Genomic DNA, 18,778 nt, shown 5'->3' with positions numbered 1-18,778 from the left:
CAGGCTAGGGCCTCACTCGGCCCAGACGATCCAGCCCTGCCAGGCGGTGACGAGGATCAGGATGCCGAAGGCGATGCGATACCAGGCGAAGGGAACGAAGCTGTGCGAGCTGATGTAGCGCAGCAGCCAGCGCACGCACAGCCAGGCACTGAGGAACGAGAACAGCAGGCCGACGGCGAACAACGGGATGTCGGCCACCGACAGCAGCGAGCGCACCTTGTAGAGGCTGTAGACGCCGGCGCCGATCAGCGTCGGGATCGCGAGGAAGAACGAGAAGTCGGTGGCCGCCTGGCGCGACAGCCCCAGCAGCATGCCGCCGATGATGGTGGAGCCGCTGCGGCTGGTGCCCGGCACCATCGCGAAGCACTGCACCAGGCCGACCTTGAGGGCGTCCCAGGGCGTCATGTCGTCGACGTTCTCGACCCGCACCGAGCCCGGCGGCCGCTTCTCGGCCCACAGGATGATGAAGCCGCCGATGATGAAGGTGCTGGCCACCACGGCCGGCGTGAACAGGTGTTCCTTGATCACCTTGCCGAACAGCAGGCCCAGCACCACCGCGGGTAGGAAGCCGATCAGCACGTTGAGCGCGAAGCGCTGCGCCTTGGCCTGGCGCGGCAGCGCCACCACGGTCGAGCGGATCTTCTGCCAATAGACCATGATCACCGCGAAGATCGCGCCGGTCTGGATCGCGATCTCGAACACCTTGCCGCGCTCGTCGTCGAAGCCGCCGAGCAGCGAGCCCGCAAGAATCAGGTGGCCGGTCGACGAGATCGGCAGAAATTCGGTCAGCCCCTCCACGATGCCCATGACGGCGGCCTTGACCAGCAGAACGATATCCAACGCGTACTCCTTGAAAGAGCGGCAATTATCGCGAGGGAGCCGGTCAGGTCCGGTTCAGGCTCCGCGGGCCGCCGCCGTGGCCCGTTCACCCATCTTCGTATCGTTCTATGACATACCTAGTTTGGGGGATGGCGCCGACCGCCGGGCGCGGTCACAGTCCCATCGCGCCGGCGTCCCGCGCCGGCGGCCAACCGAAGGACATTGCATGCTCGCCCCCGCGCCCGAGCGCGAAAAAGACGCCCACGAACTGCTGCTGTGCCTCGAGGAGCATGCGTCGACCGCCGACGATTACGCCGCGCATGCGCGCCACGGTGCGCGCCGCCGCGAGACCGACCGGCAGGCCGCCCTGTCCCGCGCCACCCGCGCCACGGGTGCCTCGACCGGCGAACTGGAACGGCTCGCGCGCTGCCTGGGCGAGATCGACCGCCGCGGCCGCGGCGCCACGCTGGTCGCCGAAGGCCAGGTCGCGGCCGACCGGATGTCGCAGCGCATGCAGCCGCTGGACCTGGAAGACGGGCACATGGCCTGGCAGACGGCCGGTGCGGCCGAATACATCGAGCGCGGCCTGACGCAGGCGCTCGACCCCGCCCACGACCGCAAGTGGTATGTGCGCTGGCAGCTCTGGAGCTTCCTGCTCGGCGGCGCCGACGCCGCCCCCGCGCTCGCGCTGCAGGGCCTGGCGCTGCGGCCCTGCGCGCCGCGCGACCCGCAGGCCGACCTCACGGCGCGCGCGCGCCGCATCCTCGAGAGCTGGCGCCGCACCTCGGGCCCCTGCTTCTGGAGCGCGATGGAGGACTGCGTGCGGCAGCAGGGCTTCTCGCTCGAAACCCAGGCCTACCTGATGCACGCGGTGGCGACGCTGTTCGACGGCGATGCGATGAAGCTCTCGAATGCCGAGTGCGAACGCCTCAACGAACTGCTGGTCGAGACCTACTGCGATGCGCTGGGCACCAGCGGCACCATGCCTTCGGCCGAGATCTACCGCCGCCTGGCCGAGGGGCTGCAGGCCGCGGACCGCGCGACCGGACGCCCGCGCACGCTCGGGCGCAGCGACGCGGCGCAGCTCGCCGCCACCGCGATCTACACGCTGCTGCGCGGCGACCGTTCAGCCTGAGGTGCGCCGGCGCAGCGCGCGCACCGCGCTGTCGACCGTGGTCAGCACCGGCAGCCCCGAGGCGCTCTCGCAGGCCGCGCGTGCGCGCGCCATGCTGAACTGCGCGAGCGCGATGTGGCGGCAGCCCTGCGCGCGCAAGGCCTCTGCCTGCTTGGCGATCAACGCATCGTGCCGCGCCGCGTCGCCCGCATTCAGCGCCTCGAGCGCCCCTTCGGCGAGTGCCGGCACCAGCGCGACGCCGGTCGGAAATTCGGGCGGCATCGAGGCCAGCGTGGGCGCGAAGGTGGCGATCAGCCCAAGCCGCGCGCCGGGGCCGGCCTCGCGCAGCGCCTGCACCGCCTCTTCCACCATCGCCTCGTTGGGCTTGAGCACCGGCAGCGGCGCATGCTGCCGCGCCGCCGCCTCGATGCAGGAACCGAAGGCCGAACAGGTGAAGAGAATGCCCTCGGCGCCGGTGTCGACCGCGTACTGCGCGAGCCGCTGGAAGCGCTCGTGCATGGCCGCGTCGAGCCCGCGCCCGCCGCGCGCGAGATCGGCCGACAGGCTGTCGTCGAGCAGGTTCATGCGCAGCGCCTGCGGCCAGTCGCGCGCGAAGGCGTCGTTGATGGGTGCAACCGAATGCGCGAGCGCGTGGATCAGGGCGATGCGGGTCATGGGAACGCGATGCGGCTCAGATGCCCTTCGACGAGGGATTGGCGAAGGCGTCCTTCGTCTCGGCGTTGAGCGGGTAGTTGATGTTGATGCCCTTGGGCGGAATGGGCGAGGTGAACCACTTGCCGTAGAGCGTCTCCATCTCGCCGGACTTCATCATGCCCGAGACCACGCGGTCGACGATGGCCTTGAAGGCCGGATCGTCCTTGCGGAACATCAGCGACTGGTTCTCGGTGCGCAGGCTCTCGCCGGTGATCACGAAATCCTTCGGGTTGCGCGCGTTCGCGAGCTGGCCGGCCAGCAGGATGTCGTCGAGCACGAAGGCCTGCGCGCGGCCGCTCTCCACCAGCAGGAAGGAGTCGCTGTGGTCCTTGCCGCCGAGGCTCGTGACCTCGAGGTTGCGGCCCTTGTCGGCTTCGCGCAGCAGCCGGAACGAGGTGGTGCCGGTGGTGGTCACCACGGTCTTGCCCTGCAGGTCGGCGATGCTCTTGATGCCCGAATCGGCCTTCACGAGCATGCGCACGTTGTAGCGGAAGATGTCCGGGGAGAAGGCCACCAGCTTCTGGCGCTCGACCAGGTTGGTGGTGGAGCCGCACTCGATGTCGACCGTGCCGTTCTGCACCAGCGGGATGCGGTTGGCCGAGGTCACGGCCTGGTAGCGGATCTCGATCGCCGGCATTTTGAGTTCGCTCTTCAGCGCTTCCACGATGCGCTTGCAGATCTCGATGCTGTAGCCGATCGGCTTGAGGTTGGCGTCGAGGTACGAGAAGCCGAACGAGGATTCGCGGTAGCCGAAGGTGATGGCGCCGCTGGCCTTGATCTTGGCGAGGGTGTCGCTCTCCTGCGCGCTCGCGCAGAGCGCCGGCAGCACGAGGGCGGCAGCGAGCAGGAAGGAAAACGGCAGGCGTGGCTTGGGCATGGAGGTGCTCCTCGAGGCGGTGGGTGAAAGAAAAAGGGAAGGAAGAAGCGCGGACTCAGCCCGCGGCGCGGCGCGTGACCGCGTCGATGGCATCCGCGAGCCGCGCGACGATCTCGCGCAGTTCGTCGCGCGTGGCGACGAAGGGCGGCGCGAGCAGCACGTGGTCGCCCTGGCGGCCGTCGACCGTGCCGCCGAAGGGATAGCACAGCAGCCCGCGCGCCATCGCCTCCTTCTTGACGGCCGCATGCAGCTTGAGCGCGGGATCGAAGGGCGTCTTGCCCGCGCGCTCGGCCACCAGCTCGAGGCCCCAGAAGAAGCCGCGGCCACGGATGTCGCCCACGTGCGGATGCGCGCCGAGCGCCTCGGCCAGCATCGCGCCGAAGGCCGTGCCGTCCTCGCGCACCTTCGCGACCAGGCCTTCGCGCCGTATCGTCTGCTGCACCGCGAGCGCGGCCGCGCAGGCCATCGGATGGCCGAGGTAGGTGTGGCCATGCTGGAAGAAGCCGCTGCCGTGCGACATGGCATCGACCACCTTGCGCTGCGCGAGCACCGCGCCCACCGGCTGGTAGCCGCCGCCCAGGCCCTTGGCAATGGTCATCAGGTCGGGCACCACGCCCTCCTGCTCGCAGGCATGCAAGCTGCCGGTGCGGCCCATGCCGCACATCACCTCGTCGAGGATCAGCAGCACGCCGTACCTGTCGCAGACCGCGCGCACCACCTGGAAGTAGCCGGGCACCGGCACCAGCACGCCCGCGGTGGCGCCGCCCACGGTCTCGGCGACGAAGGCGATCACGCGGTCGGCGCCCTGCGCGAGGATCGCGGCCTCGAGCTCGTTCGCGAGCCGCTGGCCGTACTGCGCGGGGCTCTCGTCGGCGCGCTGCTCGCGGTAGGGATAACAGGGCGACACATGCGTGGCCGGCACCAGGATCGGCGCGAAGGGCTCGCGCCGCCAGGCATTGCCGCCGACCGCGAGCGCGCCCAGCGTGTTGCCGTGGTAGCTCTGGCGCCGCGCGATGAAGTGGGTGCGCTGCGGCTGGCCGATCTCGACGAAGTACTGGCGCGCCATCTTGAGCGCCGCCTCCACCGCTTCGGAGCCGCCGCTCACGAGGTAGGCATGGCTCATGCCTTCGGGCGCCGCGCCGATCAGCTCGTCGGCCAGGCGCTCGGCCACCTCGCTGGTGAAGAAGCTGGTGTGGGCATAGGCCAGCCGGTCGATCTGCGCATGCATCGCGGCCAGCACCTCGGGATGCGCGTGGCCCAGCGAGGACACGGCCGCGCCGCCCGAGGCATCGAGGTATTCGCGGCCCTCGGCGTCGCGGATGTAGAGGCCATGCGAGCCCGTGGCGACGGGCGGGGTCTGGCGGAGATGGCGATGGAAGACGTGCGTCATGGCGTGAGGACAGGCGGATGGAGACTGGAACTAACGTTTCGGCCCAATTATTTCTTGGAACATTTGTTCCGTCAACTGCTCCACTCGCTTCACCCGTTCCAGCCCCGGCCCGGAACGCCGGGCGCGCCTCCGGTACATTCGTTCCAACGCCAGAGACAACGAGGAACGCCGCCATGGGCGCCAGAGACCAGATCCGCCAGCGCTTCGACGACCTGAGCCCCGCGCTGCAGCAGGTGGCGCGCTACGTGCTCGACCATCCGAACGAGGTGGTCACGGGCTCGATGCGCAACATCGGCACGCGCGCGCAGAGCACGCCCGCCACGCTGGTGCGCTTCGCCCAGACGCTGGGCTTCGACGGCTGGCCGCAGCTCAAGGCCGCCTTCGCCGCCGACATGGGCCTGGGCGCCGAGGCCTACGGCGCGCGCGCCCAGCAGCTCGTGGGCCGCGCGCGCGACCGCGGCCTGACCGGCGAGATGTTCGAGGTGCAGCGGCGCAACCTCGAGACCACGCAGCAGCAGAGCGAAGCGGCGCTGCAGAAGGTCTGCGCGCTGATGGAGAAGGCGCCCGCGGTGCACGCGGCCGGCTTTCGCGCCTGCTACCCGATCGCCTTCTCCTTCGTCTACGTGTACCGGCTCTTTCGCGGCAGCGTGCACCTGGTCGACGGCCAGGGCGGCACGCTCGAGATGCAGCAGCGCGCCTTCGGGCGCGGCGACGTGGTGCTGATCGCGAGCTTCGCGCCCTACTCGCGCGAGGCGCTGCAGGTGGCCGAGGCCGCCAAGGCCGCGGGCGCCCGCATCGTGGCGCTGACCGACAGCCTCGGCTCGCCGATTTCGCTGCGCGCCGACGAGACCCTGCTGTTCACCATCCACAGCCCCTCGTTCTTTCCCTCGGTGGCCGCGGGCGTGGCCGTGGCCGAGGCGCTGGTCGAGCTGCTCGCGAGCCGCGCGGGCAAGGCCGTGATCCGGCGCATCGACCAGGCCGAGGCGCAGCTGTTCGAGTCGGGAGCCTACCTGGTGCCGCCGGTGGCGCGCGGCGGCTGAGCGCGCGGAACCACCGGCAAAGCCACGCAGTCCAACCCCGGTCGCGGTCGCGCGTCCTGCTGTCGCCGCGACAGGAGGTAAAGACCATGAAGCAAGTGAAGCATTGGCAAGACCCGGTCAACGTCGTCCTCGGCGTCTGGCTGGTCGTCTCGCCCTGGGTCCTGGGTTTCCAGGGCCATGCGCTCGCCATGTGGGGCGCGATCGTCACCGGGCTCGTGCTCGGTGCCGTGGCACTGGGCGCGACCTTCGTGCCGAAGGCCTGGGAAGAGTGGACCGAGGCCGCGCTCGCGGTCTGGCTCGCGGTGTCGCCGTGGGTGCTGGGCTTCGGCACGCTCGAGGTGGCGCTGGTCAACGCGGTGTTCGTGGCCGCGGCGATCCTGGTGCTGGCGCTGTGGGTGCTGGTGACCGACAAGGACTATCTCGGCGGCATGACGGACCGCCCGGCCCATTGAACCGCTGAAGGTCCGGCTTCGAACGCCGCCGGCCGCGAGAACACGCGCGGCGCGGCGGCGACTTCAGGGGCGCGCGCGCAGCCGCGTGCGTCCGCCACCCCTTCCCGGCCCGTGCCCCACCGGCGCGCTCAGCGCGTGGCGGGCTGCGTGCCGGCGTCGGCCATCCACTCGGCGTGCCAGCCGCCCCCGAGCGCCTGGATCAGCGCGATCGCCGAGGTCTGGCGGTTGACCTGCAGCTGCACCAGCGTGCGGCGCGCATTGAGCGCGGCCACCTGCGCGGTCACGACGTCGGTGTAGTTGACCTGCGCCGCGCGGTAGCGGTTGAGCAGCTGCTGCTCGGTCTTGTCGGCCGCGGCCGAGGCCTCGCGCCGCAGCCCTTCCTGCTGCGCCAGCGTGGCGCCCGCGCTGAGCTGGTCCTCCACCGCCTGGAAGGCCGCGAGCACGGTCTGGCGGTAGCGCGCCACCGCCGCCTCGTGGCTGGCCTTGGCCGAGTCGACGTTGGCCTCGATGGCACCCGCGTCGAACACCACCTGCGCCACCGACAGCCCGAGCGCCCACAGGGTGTTCGAGGCATTGAACAGGTCCTTGACCTTGCTCGCATTGCTCGAGACCGAGGCGTTGAGGCTGAAGTTCGGGAAGTAGGCCGCGCGCGCGATGCCGATCTGCGCATTGGCCGCGGCCACCGAGCGCTCGGCCGCCGCGATGTCGGGGCGGCGCTGCAGCAGCGTCGAGGGCACGCCGCTCGGCACGCCCGGCACGCTCGGCGTCCACTGCGCGGCCGCCAGGCTGAAGTCGGCCGGCGCCGCGCCCACGAGCACCGCGATCGCATGCTCGTAGGTGGCGCGCGTGCGCTGCAGGCCGACGCGCTCGGCGCGCGCGTTCACGAGCTGGGTCTGCGCCTGCAGCACGTCGGTCTGCGCGGCGATGCCGGCCTGGTAGCGGTTGTTGGTGATCTCGTAGGCGCGCTGGTAGCCCTCGATGGTCTCGTCGAGCAGCACCATCTCGGCATCGGCCTCGCGCAGCGAGAAGTAGTTGGTCGCGACCGCGCCCACCGCCGACAGCCGCGCGGCCGCGAGGTCGGCCTCGCTGGCCTGCGCATTGGCCTGCGCGCTGCTGACCCCCGCGCGCAGCCGGCCCCAGACGTCGGGCGACCAGTCGGCCGCGAGCGAGGCGGAGAAATTGTTCGAGGCATTGCTGTCGCCGCCGATGTTCCCGCTGCGCTTGCCGCTGCCGCTCAGCGAGACCGAGGGGAACAGCGCCGCGCGCTCGCCGCGTACCAGCGCCTGCGCCTGCGCATAGTTGGCGACCGCGGCCGCGATGTTCTGGTTCGACACCTGCACCCGGCCCGCGAGCTCGTCGAGCAACGGATCGCCGAAGAGCTTCCACCATTCGCCGCGCTCGAGCGTGTCGGCCGGCGCGGCCGGCAGCCAGCCCTCGGCGGTCTTCTGCTCCTTCCAGCCCGCGGGCGACACGGCGACGGGCACCTGGTAGGTCGGCCCGACGGCGCAGCCCGCGAGCAGCGCGGCGAGCGTCGCGGCCAGCGCGATGCGCTTCGGGAAGAAAGGGGTCTGGAACAGGGAGGCGGGCATTCTTCGGATGGCGCGTGCGGGCCGTGGTGTCTTTGTCGTTGCGGTCATGGCTGGACCTCCATCGTGCGGCTCAGGTGGCTCTCGTCGGCGCCGCGGCGGCGCAGCTTGTCGAGCAGCAGGTAGACCACCGGCGTGGTGAGCAGGGTCAGCACCTGGCTGGCGATCAGCCCGCCGATGATCGCCACGCCCAGCGGCCGGCGCAGCTCGGCGCCCTCGCCGAAGCCGATCGCCAGCGGCAGCGCGCCGAGCGCGGCCGCCAGGGTGGTCATGAGGATCGGGCGGAAGCGCAGCAGGCAGGCCTCGCGCACCGCTTCCAGCGGGCTCAGGCCGCGCGAGCGCTCGGCCTCGAGCGCGAAGTCGATGATCAGGATGGCGTTCTTCTTCACGATGCCGATCAGGAGGAACACGCCGATCAGCGCGATGATGGAGAACTCCATGCGGAACATCAGCAGCGCCAGCACCGCGCCCACGCCGGCCGAGGGCAGCGTCGACAGCACGGTGATCGGGTGCACCAGGCTCTCGTAGAGGATGCCCAGCACGATGTAGATGACCACCAGCGCGGCCAGGATCAGCATCGCCTGCTGGCCCTGCGACTGCTGCGCCGCGAGCGCCGTGCCCGCGAACGCGCCGCGCACGTTGATCGGCATCGCGATGTTGGCCTCGGCCTTGGCGATCGCCTCGCGCGCGTCGCCGAGGTTGGCGCCCTCGGCCAGGTTGAACGAGATCGTGGTGGCCAGTTCGCCGTCCTCGTGGCTCACCGAGGTCGCGACCGAGCGCTCGATGAACTTCGCCACCGAGGACAGCGGCACCAGCGCGGTCGGCGTGTTGCTCAGCACGTTGCCGGTGGAGGCGTTGCGCGAGCCCGCGTTGGCCGACACCGGCACCGAGGGCGTGGTGCTCGAGGCGGTCGAGGCGGTGCCGGTCTTCGAGGCCGTGGCCGTGTTGGTGGTGGCCACCGAGGTCGACTGGTTGGTCGTGCCGTTGGCCGCCACCTGCGTGGTCACGGTCTGGCCCGCCACCACCGAGGTGCGCGTGGCCGGCACGTAGATGTCGCGCAGCGCGTTCGGGCTGCGCGTGTAGCGCGGCGCCCATTCCATCACCACGTGGTACTGGTTGAGCTCGGTGTAGATGGTCGCCACCTGGCGCTGGCCGAAGGCGTTGTAGAGCGCGTTGTCCACCGCCTGAGAGGTCAGGCCGAGCCGGCGCGCGCTGTCGGGGTCGACCTCGGCCACCGTTTCCACGCCGTTCTGGTCCTGGTCGGTGTCGATGTCCGTGAGGTTCGGCTGCAGCCGCAGCTCGTCGGCCAGCTTGCCGGCCCAGGTGCGCAGGTCGGCCAGGTTGTCGCTCTTGAGCGTGTACTGGTAGGTGGAGTTGCTCGAGCGCCCGCCCGAGCGCACGTCCTGCACCGTGTTGAGGAACACGCGCAGGCCGGTCACCTGGTTGAGCTGCGGCCGCAGCCGCGCGATCACGGCCATCCCGCTCTCCGTGCGCTGGTCCACGGGCTTGAGGTTGACGAACATGAAGCCGCCGCCCGCGCGCGAGCCGCCGATGAAGCCCGTGACCGTGTCGACCGCCGGGTCGCGCCGGATGATGTCGACCACCTCGCGCAGCTTGGCCGCGAGCGCCTGCGAGGAGATGCTCTGGTCGGCGCGCAGGCCGCCGTTGAGCTGGCCGCTGTCCTGCTGCGGGAAGAAGCCCTTGGGCGCCGCGCTGAACAGGTAGACGTTGAGCCCGATCACCGCCAGCAGGATCAGCGTCACCAGCGCCTTGCTGTCGAGCGCCCAGTCGAGGCTGACCTCGTAGCGCTTGAGCACCCATTCGTAGCTGCGCTCCGACCAGCGCGCGAGCCGGCCGCGCGGCTTGCTCTTCTCGGCCTCGCCGCCGCGCTTGAGCAGCCAGGCGCACATCATCGGCGTGGTGGTCAGCGAGATGACCAGCGAGATCATCACCGCCGCCGACAGCGTGACCGCGAACTCGCGGAACAGCCGCCCGACCTGGCCGCCCATGAACAGCAGCGGGATGAACACCGCCACCAGCGACACGCTGATCGACAGCACCGTGAAGCCCACCTCCTTGGCGCCGAGCAGCGCGGCCTTCATGCGCGTCATGCCGGCCTCGATGTGGCGGCTGGTGTTCTCGAGCACCACGATCGCGTCGTCGACCACGAAGCCCGTGGCCACCGTGAGCGCCATCAGGCTCAGGTTGTTGAGGCTGAAGCCCAGCAGGTACATCACGCCGAAGGTGCCGAGCAGCGCGACCACCGTGGCCACGGCGGGCACCACCGTGGCGCGCGCGCTGCGCAGGAACAGGCTGACCACCAGCACCACCAGCAGCACCGAGGCCACCAGCGTGAACTCGACCTCGTGCAGCGAGGCACGGATCGAGCTGGTGCTGTCGGAGGCCACGCGCAGCTCGACGTCGGGCGGCAGCTGAGACTGCAGTTCGGGCAGCAGCGCGCGCACGCCGTCGACCGTCTCGATGATGTTGGCCGAGGGCTGGCGCGTGATCAGCACGATCACCGCCGGCTCGCCGTTGAACAGACCCAGCGTGCGCGTGTCCTCGACGCCGTCGTAGACCTCGGCCACATCGGCCAGCCGCACCGCCGCGCCGTTGCGCCAGGCCACCAGCATGGTGGCGTAGTCGCTCGCGCGCAGCGCCGGCGTCTGGGTATAGACCTGCAGCTTGCGCCCTTCGCCCTGCACCATGCCCTTGGGCCGGTTGGCGTTCGAGGCCTGGATCGCGGCGCGCACGTCCTCGGTGCTGATGCCGTAGCGGTTGAGCGCGAACGGCAGCAGCTCGATGCGCACGGCCGGCAGCGACCCGCCGCCGATCTCCACGTCGCCCACGCCGTCGACCTGCGACAGCCGCTGGCTCACGATGTTCGACACGGCGTCGTAGATCTGGCCCGGGGTCTTGGTCTTGGAGGTCAGCGCCAGGATGATGACCGGCGACGAGGCCGGGTTGGCCTTGCGGTAGGTCGGGTTGCTGCGCAGGGTGGCGGGCAGGTCGACGCGGCTCGCGTTGATCGCGGCCTGCACCTCGCGCGCGGCGCCGTCGATGTTGCGGCTGAGGTCGAACTGCAGGGTGACGCGGGTGGAGCCGACCGAGCTGGTCGAGGTCATCTCGTTGACGCCGGCGATGGTGCCCAGGTGGCGTTCGAGGGGCGTGGCAACGCTCGTGGCCATGGTCTCGGGGCTGGCGCCCGGGATGGAGGCGCGGACCGAGATGACGGGGTAGTCGACTTGCGGTAGGGGGGAGACCGGGAGGACGAAGAAGGCTGCGATGCCTGCCAGGGCCACGCCTATGGTCAGGAGGACTGTGCCTATGGGGCGGCGGACGAAGGGGCGGGAGAGGTTCATCTCTTGCCTCCTGCGTTCATGGTGTGCAACGGTCTTGCTTTTTGCTGGGGCCGTTGGCCGGGTCTCGCCCCGGCGGGCGACTTACTTTCTTTGTCTCGCCAAAGAAAGTAAGCAAAGAAAGGCGACCCCACTGTCTGCGACCCTGCGCTTCGCTCCGGGCAACCTGCGGTGCTCGCGTTTCGCGGGGTCTCGCAGAACTCGCTTCGCTCAAACAACTGCGAGCCCTGATCCGCGAAACGCTGCGCTCCTCGGCGCAGCCAGAGGGGATGAGAGTCAACGCGCCATGGCGCGTACTTGTATGGGGTGTAGGGATGGGCAGGCCCTGGGCCTTTCACTCCGGCCGAGCGAAGCGAAGGCCTGTTCGGCATGCTGGGCCGAGCGCAGCGATGGCCCGAACCACTCCCCTCTGGCTGTGCCGAGGAGCGCAGGGGAAAGCGGGATAAGGGCCGCAGCTGTCTGAGCGCAACGAAGTGGAGCGAGCTCTGCGGACCCCCGCTTTCCCCGAGCACCGCAGGTTGCCCGTAGCGAAGCGCAGGGTCGCAGACAGTGGGGTCGCCTTTTCTTTGGTTACTTTCTTTTGGCGAGACAAAAGAAAGTGACTCGCCCGCCGGGGCGAATTCCCGGCCAACAGCCCCCGCAGGAGAAGCAGCACAAGAACACAAAGCAGCCGAACGAGAGAGGAAACTCAAACCGCCTCCTCCTCAACCACCCCCGACCGCCGCGCCCCACCCAACCGATCAAACGCCAAATAAATAACAGGCGTAGTGAACAAAGTCAGCAACTGACTAACGATCAACCCCCCAAAAATAGCCAACCCCAAAGGACGCCGCAACTCAGCGCCATCCCCAAAGCTGAACATCAAAGGCACGGCAGCAAACAAGGCAGCCAGCGTAGTCATCAAGATTGGCCGAAACCGCAGCAACGCCGCCTGATGAATCGCTTCCCGGGGAGACTTGCCCTCCGTGCGCTCCGCATCGATCGCGAAGTCGATCATCATGATCGCGTTCTTCTTCACGATCCCGATCAGCAGGATGATCCCGATGATCCCGATCACCCCCAGGTCGTTGCCCGTCACCATCAACGCCAGCAGCGCTCCCACCCCAGCGGATGGCAGGGTCGACAGAATCGTCAGCGGATGCACGTAGCTCTCGTACAGCACCCCCAGCACGATGTACACGCACACCACCGCCGCCAGGATCAGCCACAGCTGGTTCGACAGCGACTTCTCGTAAGCCCCGGAGGCACCGAGAAAGGTCATCGTGATGCTCTTCGGCAACCCGATCTCCTTCGCCGTCGCGCGGATCGTGTCGACCGCCGACCCCAGCGCCACCCCCGGCGCGGTATCGAAGTTCAGCGTGCTCGCCGGGTACTGCGCCACGTGCGTGATCTGCAGCGGCGCCTGCTGCTCGCTGATGTCCGCGATGGCCGACAGCGGCGTCGCGCTGCCCGAGCCGGCGATCAGGCTCAGCTGCCCCAGCGTCTGCGGCGTGTTCACCATGCCGGGCTGCGCCTCGAGGATCACGCGGTACTGGTTGGTCTCGGTGAAGATGGTCGAGACGATGCGCTGGCCGAAGGCGCTGTAGAGCGCGTCGTCGACCGTGCTCGCGGAGATCGACAGCCGCGCCGCGGTGTCGCGGTTCACGTTGACGAAGGCCGCCAGCCCCTGCGCGCCCGCATCGCTGCTGACGTTGCGCACCTTGTCGCCATGCTCGGCCTGCAGCTTCGCCACCAGCTGCTGCATCCAGCCGGTGATGGCGGCGCTGTCCACGCCCTCGAGCGAGGCGCGGTACTGCGTGGGGCCGGTCTCGGCGTCGATGGTCAGGTCCTGCGTGGGCTGCAGGTAGAGCGTCACGCCGGCCACGCCGCGCACGCGCTCGCGCAGGCGGTCCATCACCGCCTGCTGGTTGTCGTGGCCGCGGCGCAGGTTGATCAGCATGCTGCCGGTGTGCAGCATGGTGTTGTTGGCGGCGTCGACGCCGACGAAGGAGCTGAGGTTCTCGACGTCGGGGTCGGCCAGCACCGCGCGCGCGGCCTGCTGCTGCAGCTGCGACATGCGGTCGAACGAGACGTCCTGCGCGGCCTCGATGCGCGCCTGCAGCTGGCCCGTGTCCTGGGTCGGGAACAGGCCCTTTGGAATCGACAGGTAGAGCGCCACCGTCAGCAGCAGCGTGAGCAGCGCGACCAGCAGCGTGAGCGCCTGGTGGTCGATGACCCAATGCAGCGAGCGGTCGTAGCGCGTCATCACGCCGTCGAAGAAGCGCTGCGCGCGCGCGGCGATGCCGTGGTTGGCGGGGTCCTTCTTCGCTTCGTGCCTGAGCCAGCGCGCCGACATCATCGGCACCAGCGTGAGCGACACCACGGCCGAGATCAGGATCGTGATCGCCAGGGTGACCGCGAACTCGCGGAACAGCCGGCCGACCACGTCGCCCATGAACAAGAGCGGGATCAGCACCGCGATCAGCGACACCGTCAGCGAGATGATGGTGAAGCCGATCTGCGTGGCGCCCTTGAACGCGGCCTGCAGCGGCTTCTCGCCCTCCTCGATGTAGCGCGCGATGTTCTCGATCATCACGATCGCGTCGTCCACCACGAAGCCGGTGGCGATGGTCAGCGCCATCAGGCTCAGGTTGTTGAGGCTGTAGCCCAGCAGGTACATCAGGCCGAAGGTGCCGATCAGCGAGATCGGCACCGCGATGCTGGCGATGACGGTGGCGCGCAGGCTGCCGAGGAAGGCGAAGATCACCAGCACCACCAGCACGACGGCGAGCACCAGCTCCATCTGCACGTGCTCGACCGAGGCGCGGATGCCGGCCGTGCGGTCGCTCAGCACCTCGACCTTCAGGCCCGCGGGCATGCCCGCCTGAAGCTCGGGCAGTTGCGCCTTGATGGCGTTGACGGTGGCGATCACGTTGGCGCCGGGCTGGCGCTGCACGTTGAGGATGATCGCGGGCGTGAGCGTGCCTTCGGCATCGCCGTTCGTCTTGGTGCCGGCCCAGGCGCCGAGCTGGTTGTTCTCGGCGCTGTTGACCACGCGCGCCACGTCGACCATGCGGATCGGCGCGCCGTTCTTGTACGAGACGATCAGGTTCTTGTAGTCGTCGACCGTGAGCAGTTGGTCGTTCGAGTTGATGGTGTAGGCGCGCTTGGGGCCGTCGAAGCTGCCCTTGGCGCCATTGGAGTTGGCCGCGCTGATCGCGGTGCGCAGCGCGTCGAGGCCGATGCCGTTGGCCGCCAGTGCCTGGGTGTTGGCCTGGATGCGCACCGCGGGCCGCTGGCCGCCGCTGAGCGACACCAGCCCCACGCCCGAGACCTGGCTGATCTTCTGCGCCAGTCGCGTGTTGACGAGGTTCTGCACCTCGGTCAGCGGCAGGGTGTCGGAGGTGATCGCCAGCGTGAGCACCGGCGCGTCGGCCGGGTTGACCTTGGCGTAGACCGGCGGCGCCGGCAGGTCGGCCGGCAGCAGCGAGCCGCCGGCGTTGATCGCGGCCTGCACTTCCTGCTCGGCGACGTCGAGCGTCTGGCCCAGCGTGAACTGCAGCGTGATGATCGACACGCCCGCCGCGCTGGTGGAGCTCATGCGGTCGAGCCCCGACATCTGGCCGAACTGGCGTTCGAGCGGCGCGGTGACGGTGTTGCTCATCACCTCGGGGCTGGCGCCCGGGTAGAGCGTCTGGACCTGGATCGTCGGGTAGTCGACCTGCGGCAGCGCCGACAGCGGCAGGAAGCGGAACGCCACCAGGCCGGCCAGCACGATGGCGACCATCAGCAGCGAGGTCGCCACCGGCCGCAGGATGAACGGGCGTGAAGGGCTCATGGATTCAATTCGTCGTCGAGGGCGCTGCGGGCGGCGCGGCGGGAGATGCCGAGGCGGAGGGCCGGCGCGTCATTGGCCTTGCGGCGCCTGGCGGCGGCCCTCGCCCTGGCCGCCCTGGCCCTGGCGCTCGGCCATGCGCTGCCAGCGCTCGAGCGCGGCCGGGTCGCCGCGGTCGAGCTGCTCGAGGAAGCGCTTGCGGCGCTCGAGCTGCTCGGGGTCGTCCTTGGCCGCGTCGAGCATGCGCTGGCGCTGCTCGGCGGTGGGGAGCTTGGGGGCCGCGGCGGTCGGTGCGCCGGCGGGTGCGGCCGGCTGGGCGCCGGTGGTGGGTGCGGCCGCGGGGGCCGTTGCCGGTGCCGCCGCTGGCGCAGCGGGCGCCGTGCCCGGCGCGGCGGACGACGCGGCGCCGCCGGCCGGGGCCTGCCCACCCTGCCCGCCCTGGGCACCACCCTGCGCGCCGTCGCGCTGGCGCCGCCCGCCACGGTGCTGGCCATTGGCGGCGGCACCGGGCGCGACCGTGGGCCGGTCGGCCTGGGTCTGCACGCGCGCGCCGTCCTTCAGGCGGTCGCCGCCCTCGGTCACGACCACCTCGCCGGCATTCAGGCCGGCGGTCACGGCGATGTTGTCGACGCTCGATTCGCCACGCGTCACCACGCGCTGCGACACCGTGTTGTCGGCGTTCAGCACATAGACATAGTCGCCGTTCGGGCCGTTACGCATCGCCGTCACCGGCACCACCACGGCGCTGGTCACGGTGCGCAGCAGCAGGCGCAGGTTGACGAACTGGTTCGGGAACAGCGCGCCGTCGGCATTGGCGAAGCGCGCCTTGGCCTTGACGGTGCCGGTCTGGGTGTCGACCAGGTTGTCGAGCGTGGAGAAACTGCCGGCAGCGAGCTGCTTGACGCGCGCGCGGTCGAAGGCGGTGGCGGGCAGCCTGGCGCCGGCGGCCAGTCGCTGCTGGACCTCGGGCACGCGGTCCTGCGGCACCGAGAACACCACGTCGATCGGCGCCATCTGGGTGATGACGGCCACGCCGCCGCTGGTGCCGGTCGAGACGTAGTTGCCCACGTCCACCGGCCGCAGGCCGATGCGGCCGCCGACCGGCGCCGCGATGCGGGTCCAGGCCAGGTTCAGCCGCGCGCTGTTCTCGTTGGCGCGGTCGATCGCGACCGTGCCCTCGAGCTGCTTGACCAGCGCGCTCTGGGTGTCGACGTCCTGGCGCGCGATCGAGTCCTGGCCCAGCAGGGTCTGGTAGCGCTGCAGGGTGACGCGCGCCGCGGCGAGCTGCGCCTCGTCGCGCTGGCGCGCGCCGGTGGCCTGGGCCAGCGCGTTCTGGTAGGGCTGCGGGTCGATGGTGGCGAGCACGTCGCCCTTCTTGACCATCTGCCCTTCCTGGAACAGCACCTGCGTGAGCACGCCCGAGACCTGCGGCTGCACCGTGACATTGGCCAGCGGCGTGACGGTGCCGAGCGCCTCGAGCTGGATCGGGATGTCGGCCTGCCGCGCGGTCGCGATGCCGACGGTGCTGGAGGCGGCACCGCCGCCTCGCCCGCCTCCGGGCCGCCCGCCCGGGCCGCCCGGCCCGCCAGGCCCGGCGCCGGGACCGGCCGCCGGCGTCTTCGAGCGCTGCACCAGGTACCAGGCGCCACCGCCCAGCGCCACGAGCAGGATCAGCGCGATCAGGCTGCCGAACCAGCGGCGGCGACGGACCTGGGGATGCGTGGGCGACACGGTGGCCGGCAGGGGTTCGGGAGGCGTTTGGGGATCCATGGGAGAGAGAAGAGAGCCTGATCGGGTGCGGCCTAGAGTACAGCGCCAAAAGGTGTATGCAGAGTTTGCTGTGCCGTAAACGGGCGGTAAAGCTCGCGTACCCCCGCTTGCCGCAGGACGGCGTGCCGTTCCGGCGTCGCTCGAAGCCGCGCGCATTTCGCGCCGCCGGCAGGCACTTCGCGCCGCCGGCCCCGCATTTCATCGCAACACCGTGGCAGTCCCGCGAGCGGGCCGGCACAGTCCGCTCCAACGCCACCGGGCCTCCATCCTTTCTCCCGAACCCTTCGTCCGCCTTTCAACCCTTCAACCGATCCAGGAGTCTTTCCATGCTGATCCAGATCCTCCTCCATACGCCCAAGTGGGTGTTCGCCGTCTTCGCGCTGCTGGTCTGGTTCGGCGGCAAGCAGCTGCTGTCGGGCAGCGTGGGCCTGACGCGCATCACGCTGATGCCGATCGCGATGGGCGCGCTGTCGCTGATGGGCGTGGCCTCGGCCTTCGGCGATTCGCTCGGCGCCCTGCTCGGCTGGGCCGCCGCCGCGGCCGTGATGATCGCGCTGGTGCTGCGGCGCCCGCTGCCCGCGAGCACCCGCTACGACGCCGCCGCGCGCCGCTTCCACCTGGCCGGCAGCGCGGTGCCGCTGGCGCTGATGATGGGCATCTTCTTCACCAAGTACGTGGTGGGCGTGGCGCTGGCCCTGCACCCCGAGCTGCGCCACGACAGCGTCTTCGCGGTCGCGATCCCCGTGCTCTACGGTGCCTTCAGCGGCGTCTTCGCGGCCCGCGCCCTGCGCCTGTGGAAGCTGGCGATCGCCACCGACGCCATGGCCAGCCGGGCCGGCGCCGCCTAAGATCGCCGCCGTCCATTCCCTCCCCATCCGCCTGCAGGAAGCGCCATGTCCGTCCTCGTGCTGATCCTCAAGATCTCGGTGTCCGTGGTGCTGATCGCCTCGCTGGCCGAAGCGCTCGTGCTCTCGTGGCGCAACGGCTGGCGCGGCTACGACTGGAAGGCGGCCGGCATCTCGGTGTTCGACTTCCTGGTGCGCGAATACCCGCTGCGCTGGCTGCTGCCGCTGGCCTTCTGGGTCGGCGCCATGGACTGGCTCTACGCGCACCGCCTCATCACCCTGCCGATGGACCACTGGACCGGCTGGGCCGCCTGCTTCATCGGCCAGGAGTTCTGCTACTACTGGTACCACCGCGCCGCGCACCGGGTGCGCTGGTTCTGGTGCACCCATGCGATCCACCATTCGCCCAACGAGCTCAACCTGTCGGCCGCCTACCGCTTCGGCTGGACCGGCAAGCTCACCGGCACACTGGCCTTCTTCATGCTGGCGCCGCTCCTGGGCATGCCGCCGCGCGTGGTGCTGATCATGCTGACCCTGAACCTGCTCTACCAGTTCTGGATCCACGCCACCTGGATCCCGAAGCTCGGGCCGCTCGAATGGGTGCTCAACACGCCCTCGGCGCACCGGGTGCACCATGCCTCGAACCTCGAGTACCTGGACGGCAACTACGGCGGCGTGCTGATCGTGTTCGACCGCCTGTTCGGCACCTACATCCCGGAACGCGCCGACCTGCCCTGCCGCTACGGCCTCGTGAAGCCGATCACCTCGTACAACCTGCTCGAGATCGAGTTCGGCCAATGGCGCGCGCTGTTCGAGGACCTGGCCTCGGCCCGCTCGGTGCGCGCCTTCGTCGGCTACCTCGTGAAGCCGCCGGGCTGGAACCCCGACGGGCCCGGCGAGACCACCGAGGAGCTGCGCCGGCGCGCGGCCGTGCAAGCCCCGGCGCCCGTCCCCGCCCCCGATTTCATTCCCGTCCAGATCAAGGAGCCGTCATGAAC

At 70.0% G+C, this 18,778-nt stretch carries 13 protein-coding genes; 5 read left to right on the top strand and 8 right to left on the bottom strand.

Annotated elements, in window-relative coordinates; genetic code table 11:
* Nucleotides 1-12: 12 nt before the first annotated feature.
* On the bottom strand, nucleotides 13-840 hold the full coding sequence (locus tag ACEN9J_RS30480) for an undecaprenyl-diphosphate phosphatase (RefSeq protein ID WP_057592836.1): 828 nt from the start codon (nucleotides 838-840) through the stop codon (nucleotides 13-15).
* Nucleotides 841-1,045: 205 nt separating this feature from the next.
* Between ACEN9J_RS30480 and ACEN9J_RS30475 the strand changes: the two genes are divergently transcribed.
* Entirely contained in the window at nucleotides 1,046-1,954 is a 909-nt protein-coding gene (locus tag ACEN9J_RS30475; protein ID WP_057592837.1) for a hypothetical protein, read from the top strand.
* On the opposite strand, the gene ACEN9J_RS30470 is transcribed toward ACEN9J_RS30475, so the two are convergent.
* The 3 genes from ACEN9J_RS30470 to ACEN9J_RS30460 are packed head-to-tail and all read right to left on the bottom strand — an operon-like array spanning nucleotide 1,946 to nucleotide 4,914.
* The gene (locus ACEN9J_RS30470) at nucleotides 1,946-2,608 is read right to left on the bottom strand and encodes an aspartate/glutamate racemase family protein (RefSeq protein ID WP_413762873.1); all 663 of its coding nucleotides are present in this window, start codon (nucleotides 2,606-2,608) and stop codon (nucleotides 1,946-1,948) included. The two genes, ACEN9J_RS30475 and ACEN9J_RS30470, sit on opposite strands and share 9 nt — an antisense overlap.
* 16 nt (nucleotides 2,609-2,624) lie before the next feature.
* Complete coding sequence (locus ACEN9J_RS30465) at nucleotides 2,625-3,524, bottom strand: amino acid ABC transporter substrate-binding protein (RefSeq protein WP_413762872.1); 900 nt, start codon at nucleotides 3,522-3,524, stop codon at nucleotides 2,625-2,627.
* A gap of 55 nt (nucleotides 3,525-3,579) precedes the next feature.
* Nucleotides 3,580-4,914, bottom strand: coding sequence for an aspartate aminotransferase family protein (locus ACEN9J_RS30460; RefSeq protein ID WP_413762871.1), 1,335 nt, complete (start codon nucleotides 4,912-4,914; stop codon nucleotides 3,580-3,582).
* A gap of 173 nt (nucleotides 4,915-5,087) precedes the next feature.
* On the opposite strand from ACEN9J_RS30460, the gene ACEN9J_RS30455 reads away from it, so the two are divergent.
* Nucleotides 5,088-5,954, top strand: a complete 867-nt coding sequence (locus ACEN9J_RS30455) for a MurR/RpiR family transcriptional regulator (protein ID WP_057592841.1) — start codon at nucleotides 5,088-5,090, stop codon at nucleotides 5,952-5,954.
* 86 nt (nucleotides 5,955-6,040) lie between these two features.
* Nucleotides 6,041-6,406, top strand: coding sequence for an SPW repeat protein (locus ACEN9J_RS30450; protein ID WP_057592842.1), 366 nt, complete (start codon nucleotides 6,041-6,043; stop codon nucleotides 6,404-6,406).
* A gap of 128 nt (nucleotides 6,407-6,534) precedes the next feature.
* Here ACEN9J_RS30450 and ACEN9J_RS30445 read toward each other — a convergent pair whose 3' ends face one another.
* From ACEN9J_RS30445 to ACEN9J_RS30430, 4 genes are all read right to left on the bottom strand, one after another.
* Nucleotides 6,535-7,995 (bottom strand): efflux transporter outer membrane subunit, encoded by a 1,461-nt coding sequence (locus tag ACEN9J_RS30445; protein ID WP_413762870.1) that lies wholly within the window; start codon nucleotides 7,993-7,995, stop codon nucleotides 6,535-6,537.
* Between the two features lie 44 nt (nucleotides 7,996-8,039).
* Nucleotides 8,040-11,354 carry an efflux RND transporter permease subunit gene (locus tag ACEN9J_RS30440; protein ID WP_261212460.1) on the bottom strand — a complete coding sequence of 1,105 codons (3,315 nt, stop codon included), beginning with the start codon at nucleotides 11,352-11,354 and terminating at the stop codon, nucleotides 8,040-8,042.
* Nucleotides 11,355-12,039: 685 nt separating this feature from the next.
* The gene (locus ACEN9J_RS30435) at nucleotides 12,040-15,168 is read right to left on the bottom strand and encodes an efflux RND transporter permease subunit (protein WP_413762869.1); all 3,129 of its coding nucleotides are present in this window, start codon (nucleotides 15,166-15,168) and stop codon (nucleotides 12,040-12,042) included.
* Between the two features lie 69 nt (nucleotides 15,169-15,237).
* Nucleotides 15,238-16,935, bottom strand: coding sequence for an efflux RND transporter periplasmic adaptor subunit (locus tag ACEN9J_RS30430; protein WP_413762868.1), 1,698 nt, complete (start codon nucleotides 16,933-16,935; stop codon nucleotides 15,238-15,240).
* 326 nt (nucleotides 16,936-17,261) lie between these two features.
* Between ACEN9J_RS30430 and ACEN9J_RS30425 the strand changes: the two genes are divergently transcribed.
* Together ACEN9J_RS30425 and ACEN9J_RS30420 are read left to right on the top strand one after the other, a co-directional pair.
* The gene (locus tag ACEN9J_RS30425) at nucleotides 17,262-17,783 is read left to right on the top strand and encodes a DUF6622 family protein (RefSeq protein ID WP_261217391.1); all 522 of its coding nucleotides are present in this window, start codon (nucleotides 17,262-17,264) and stop codon (nucleotides 17,781-17,783) included.
* A 45-nt stretch (nucleotides 17,784-17,828) separates the two neighbouring features.
* Entirely contained in the window at nucleotides 17,829-18,776 is a 948-nt protein-coding gene (locus tag ACEN9J_RS30420; RefSeq protein WP_413762867.1) for a sterol desaturase family protein, read from the top strand.
* Nucleotides 18,777-18,778: the final 2 nt, after the last annotated feature.

It is taken from the genome of Variovorax sp. Varisp41 (assembly GCF_047325085.1).
Lineage (GTDB): Bacteria > Pseudomonadota > Gammaproteobacteria > Burkholderiales > Burkholderiaceae_C > Variovorax.
This window is presented reverse-complemented; position numbering and strand designations above follow the sequence as displayed.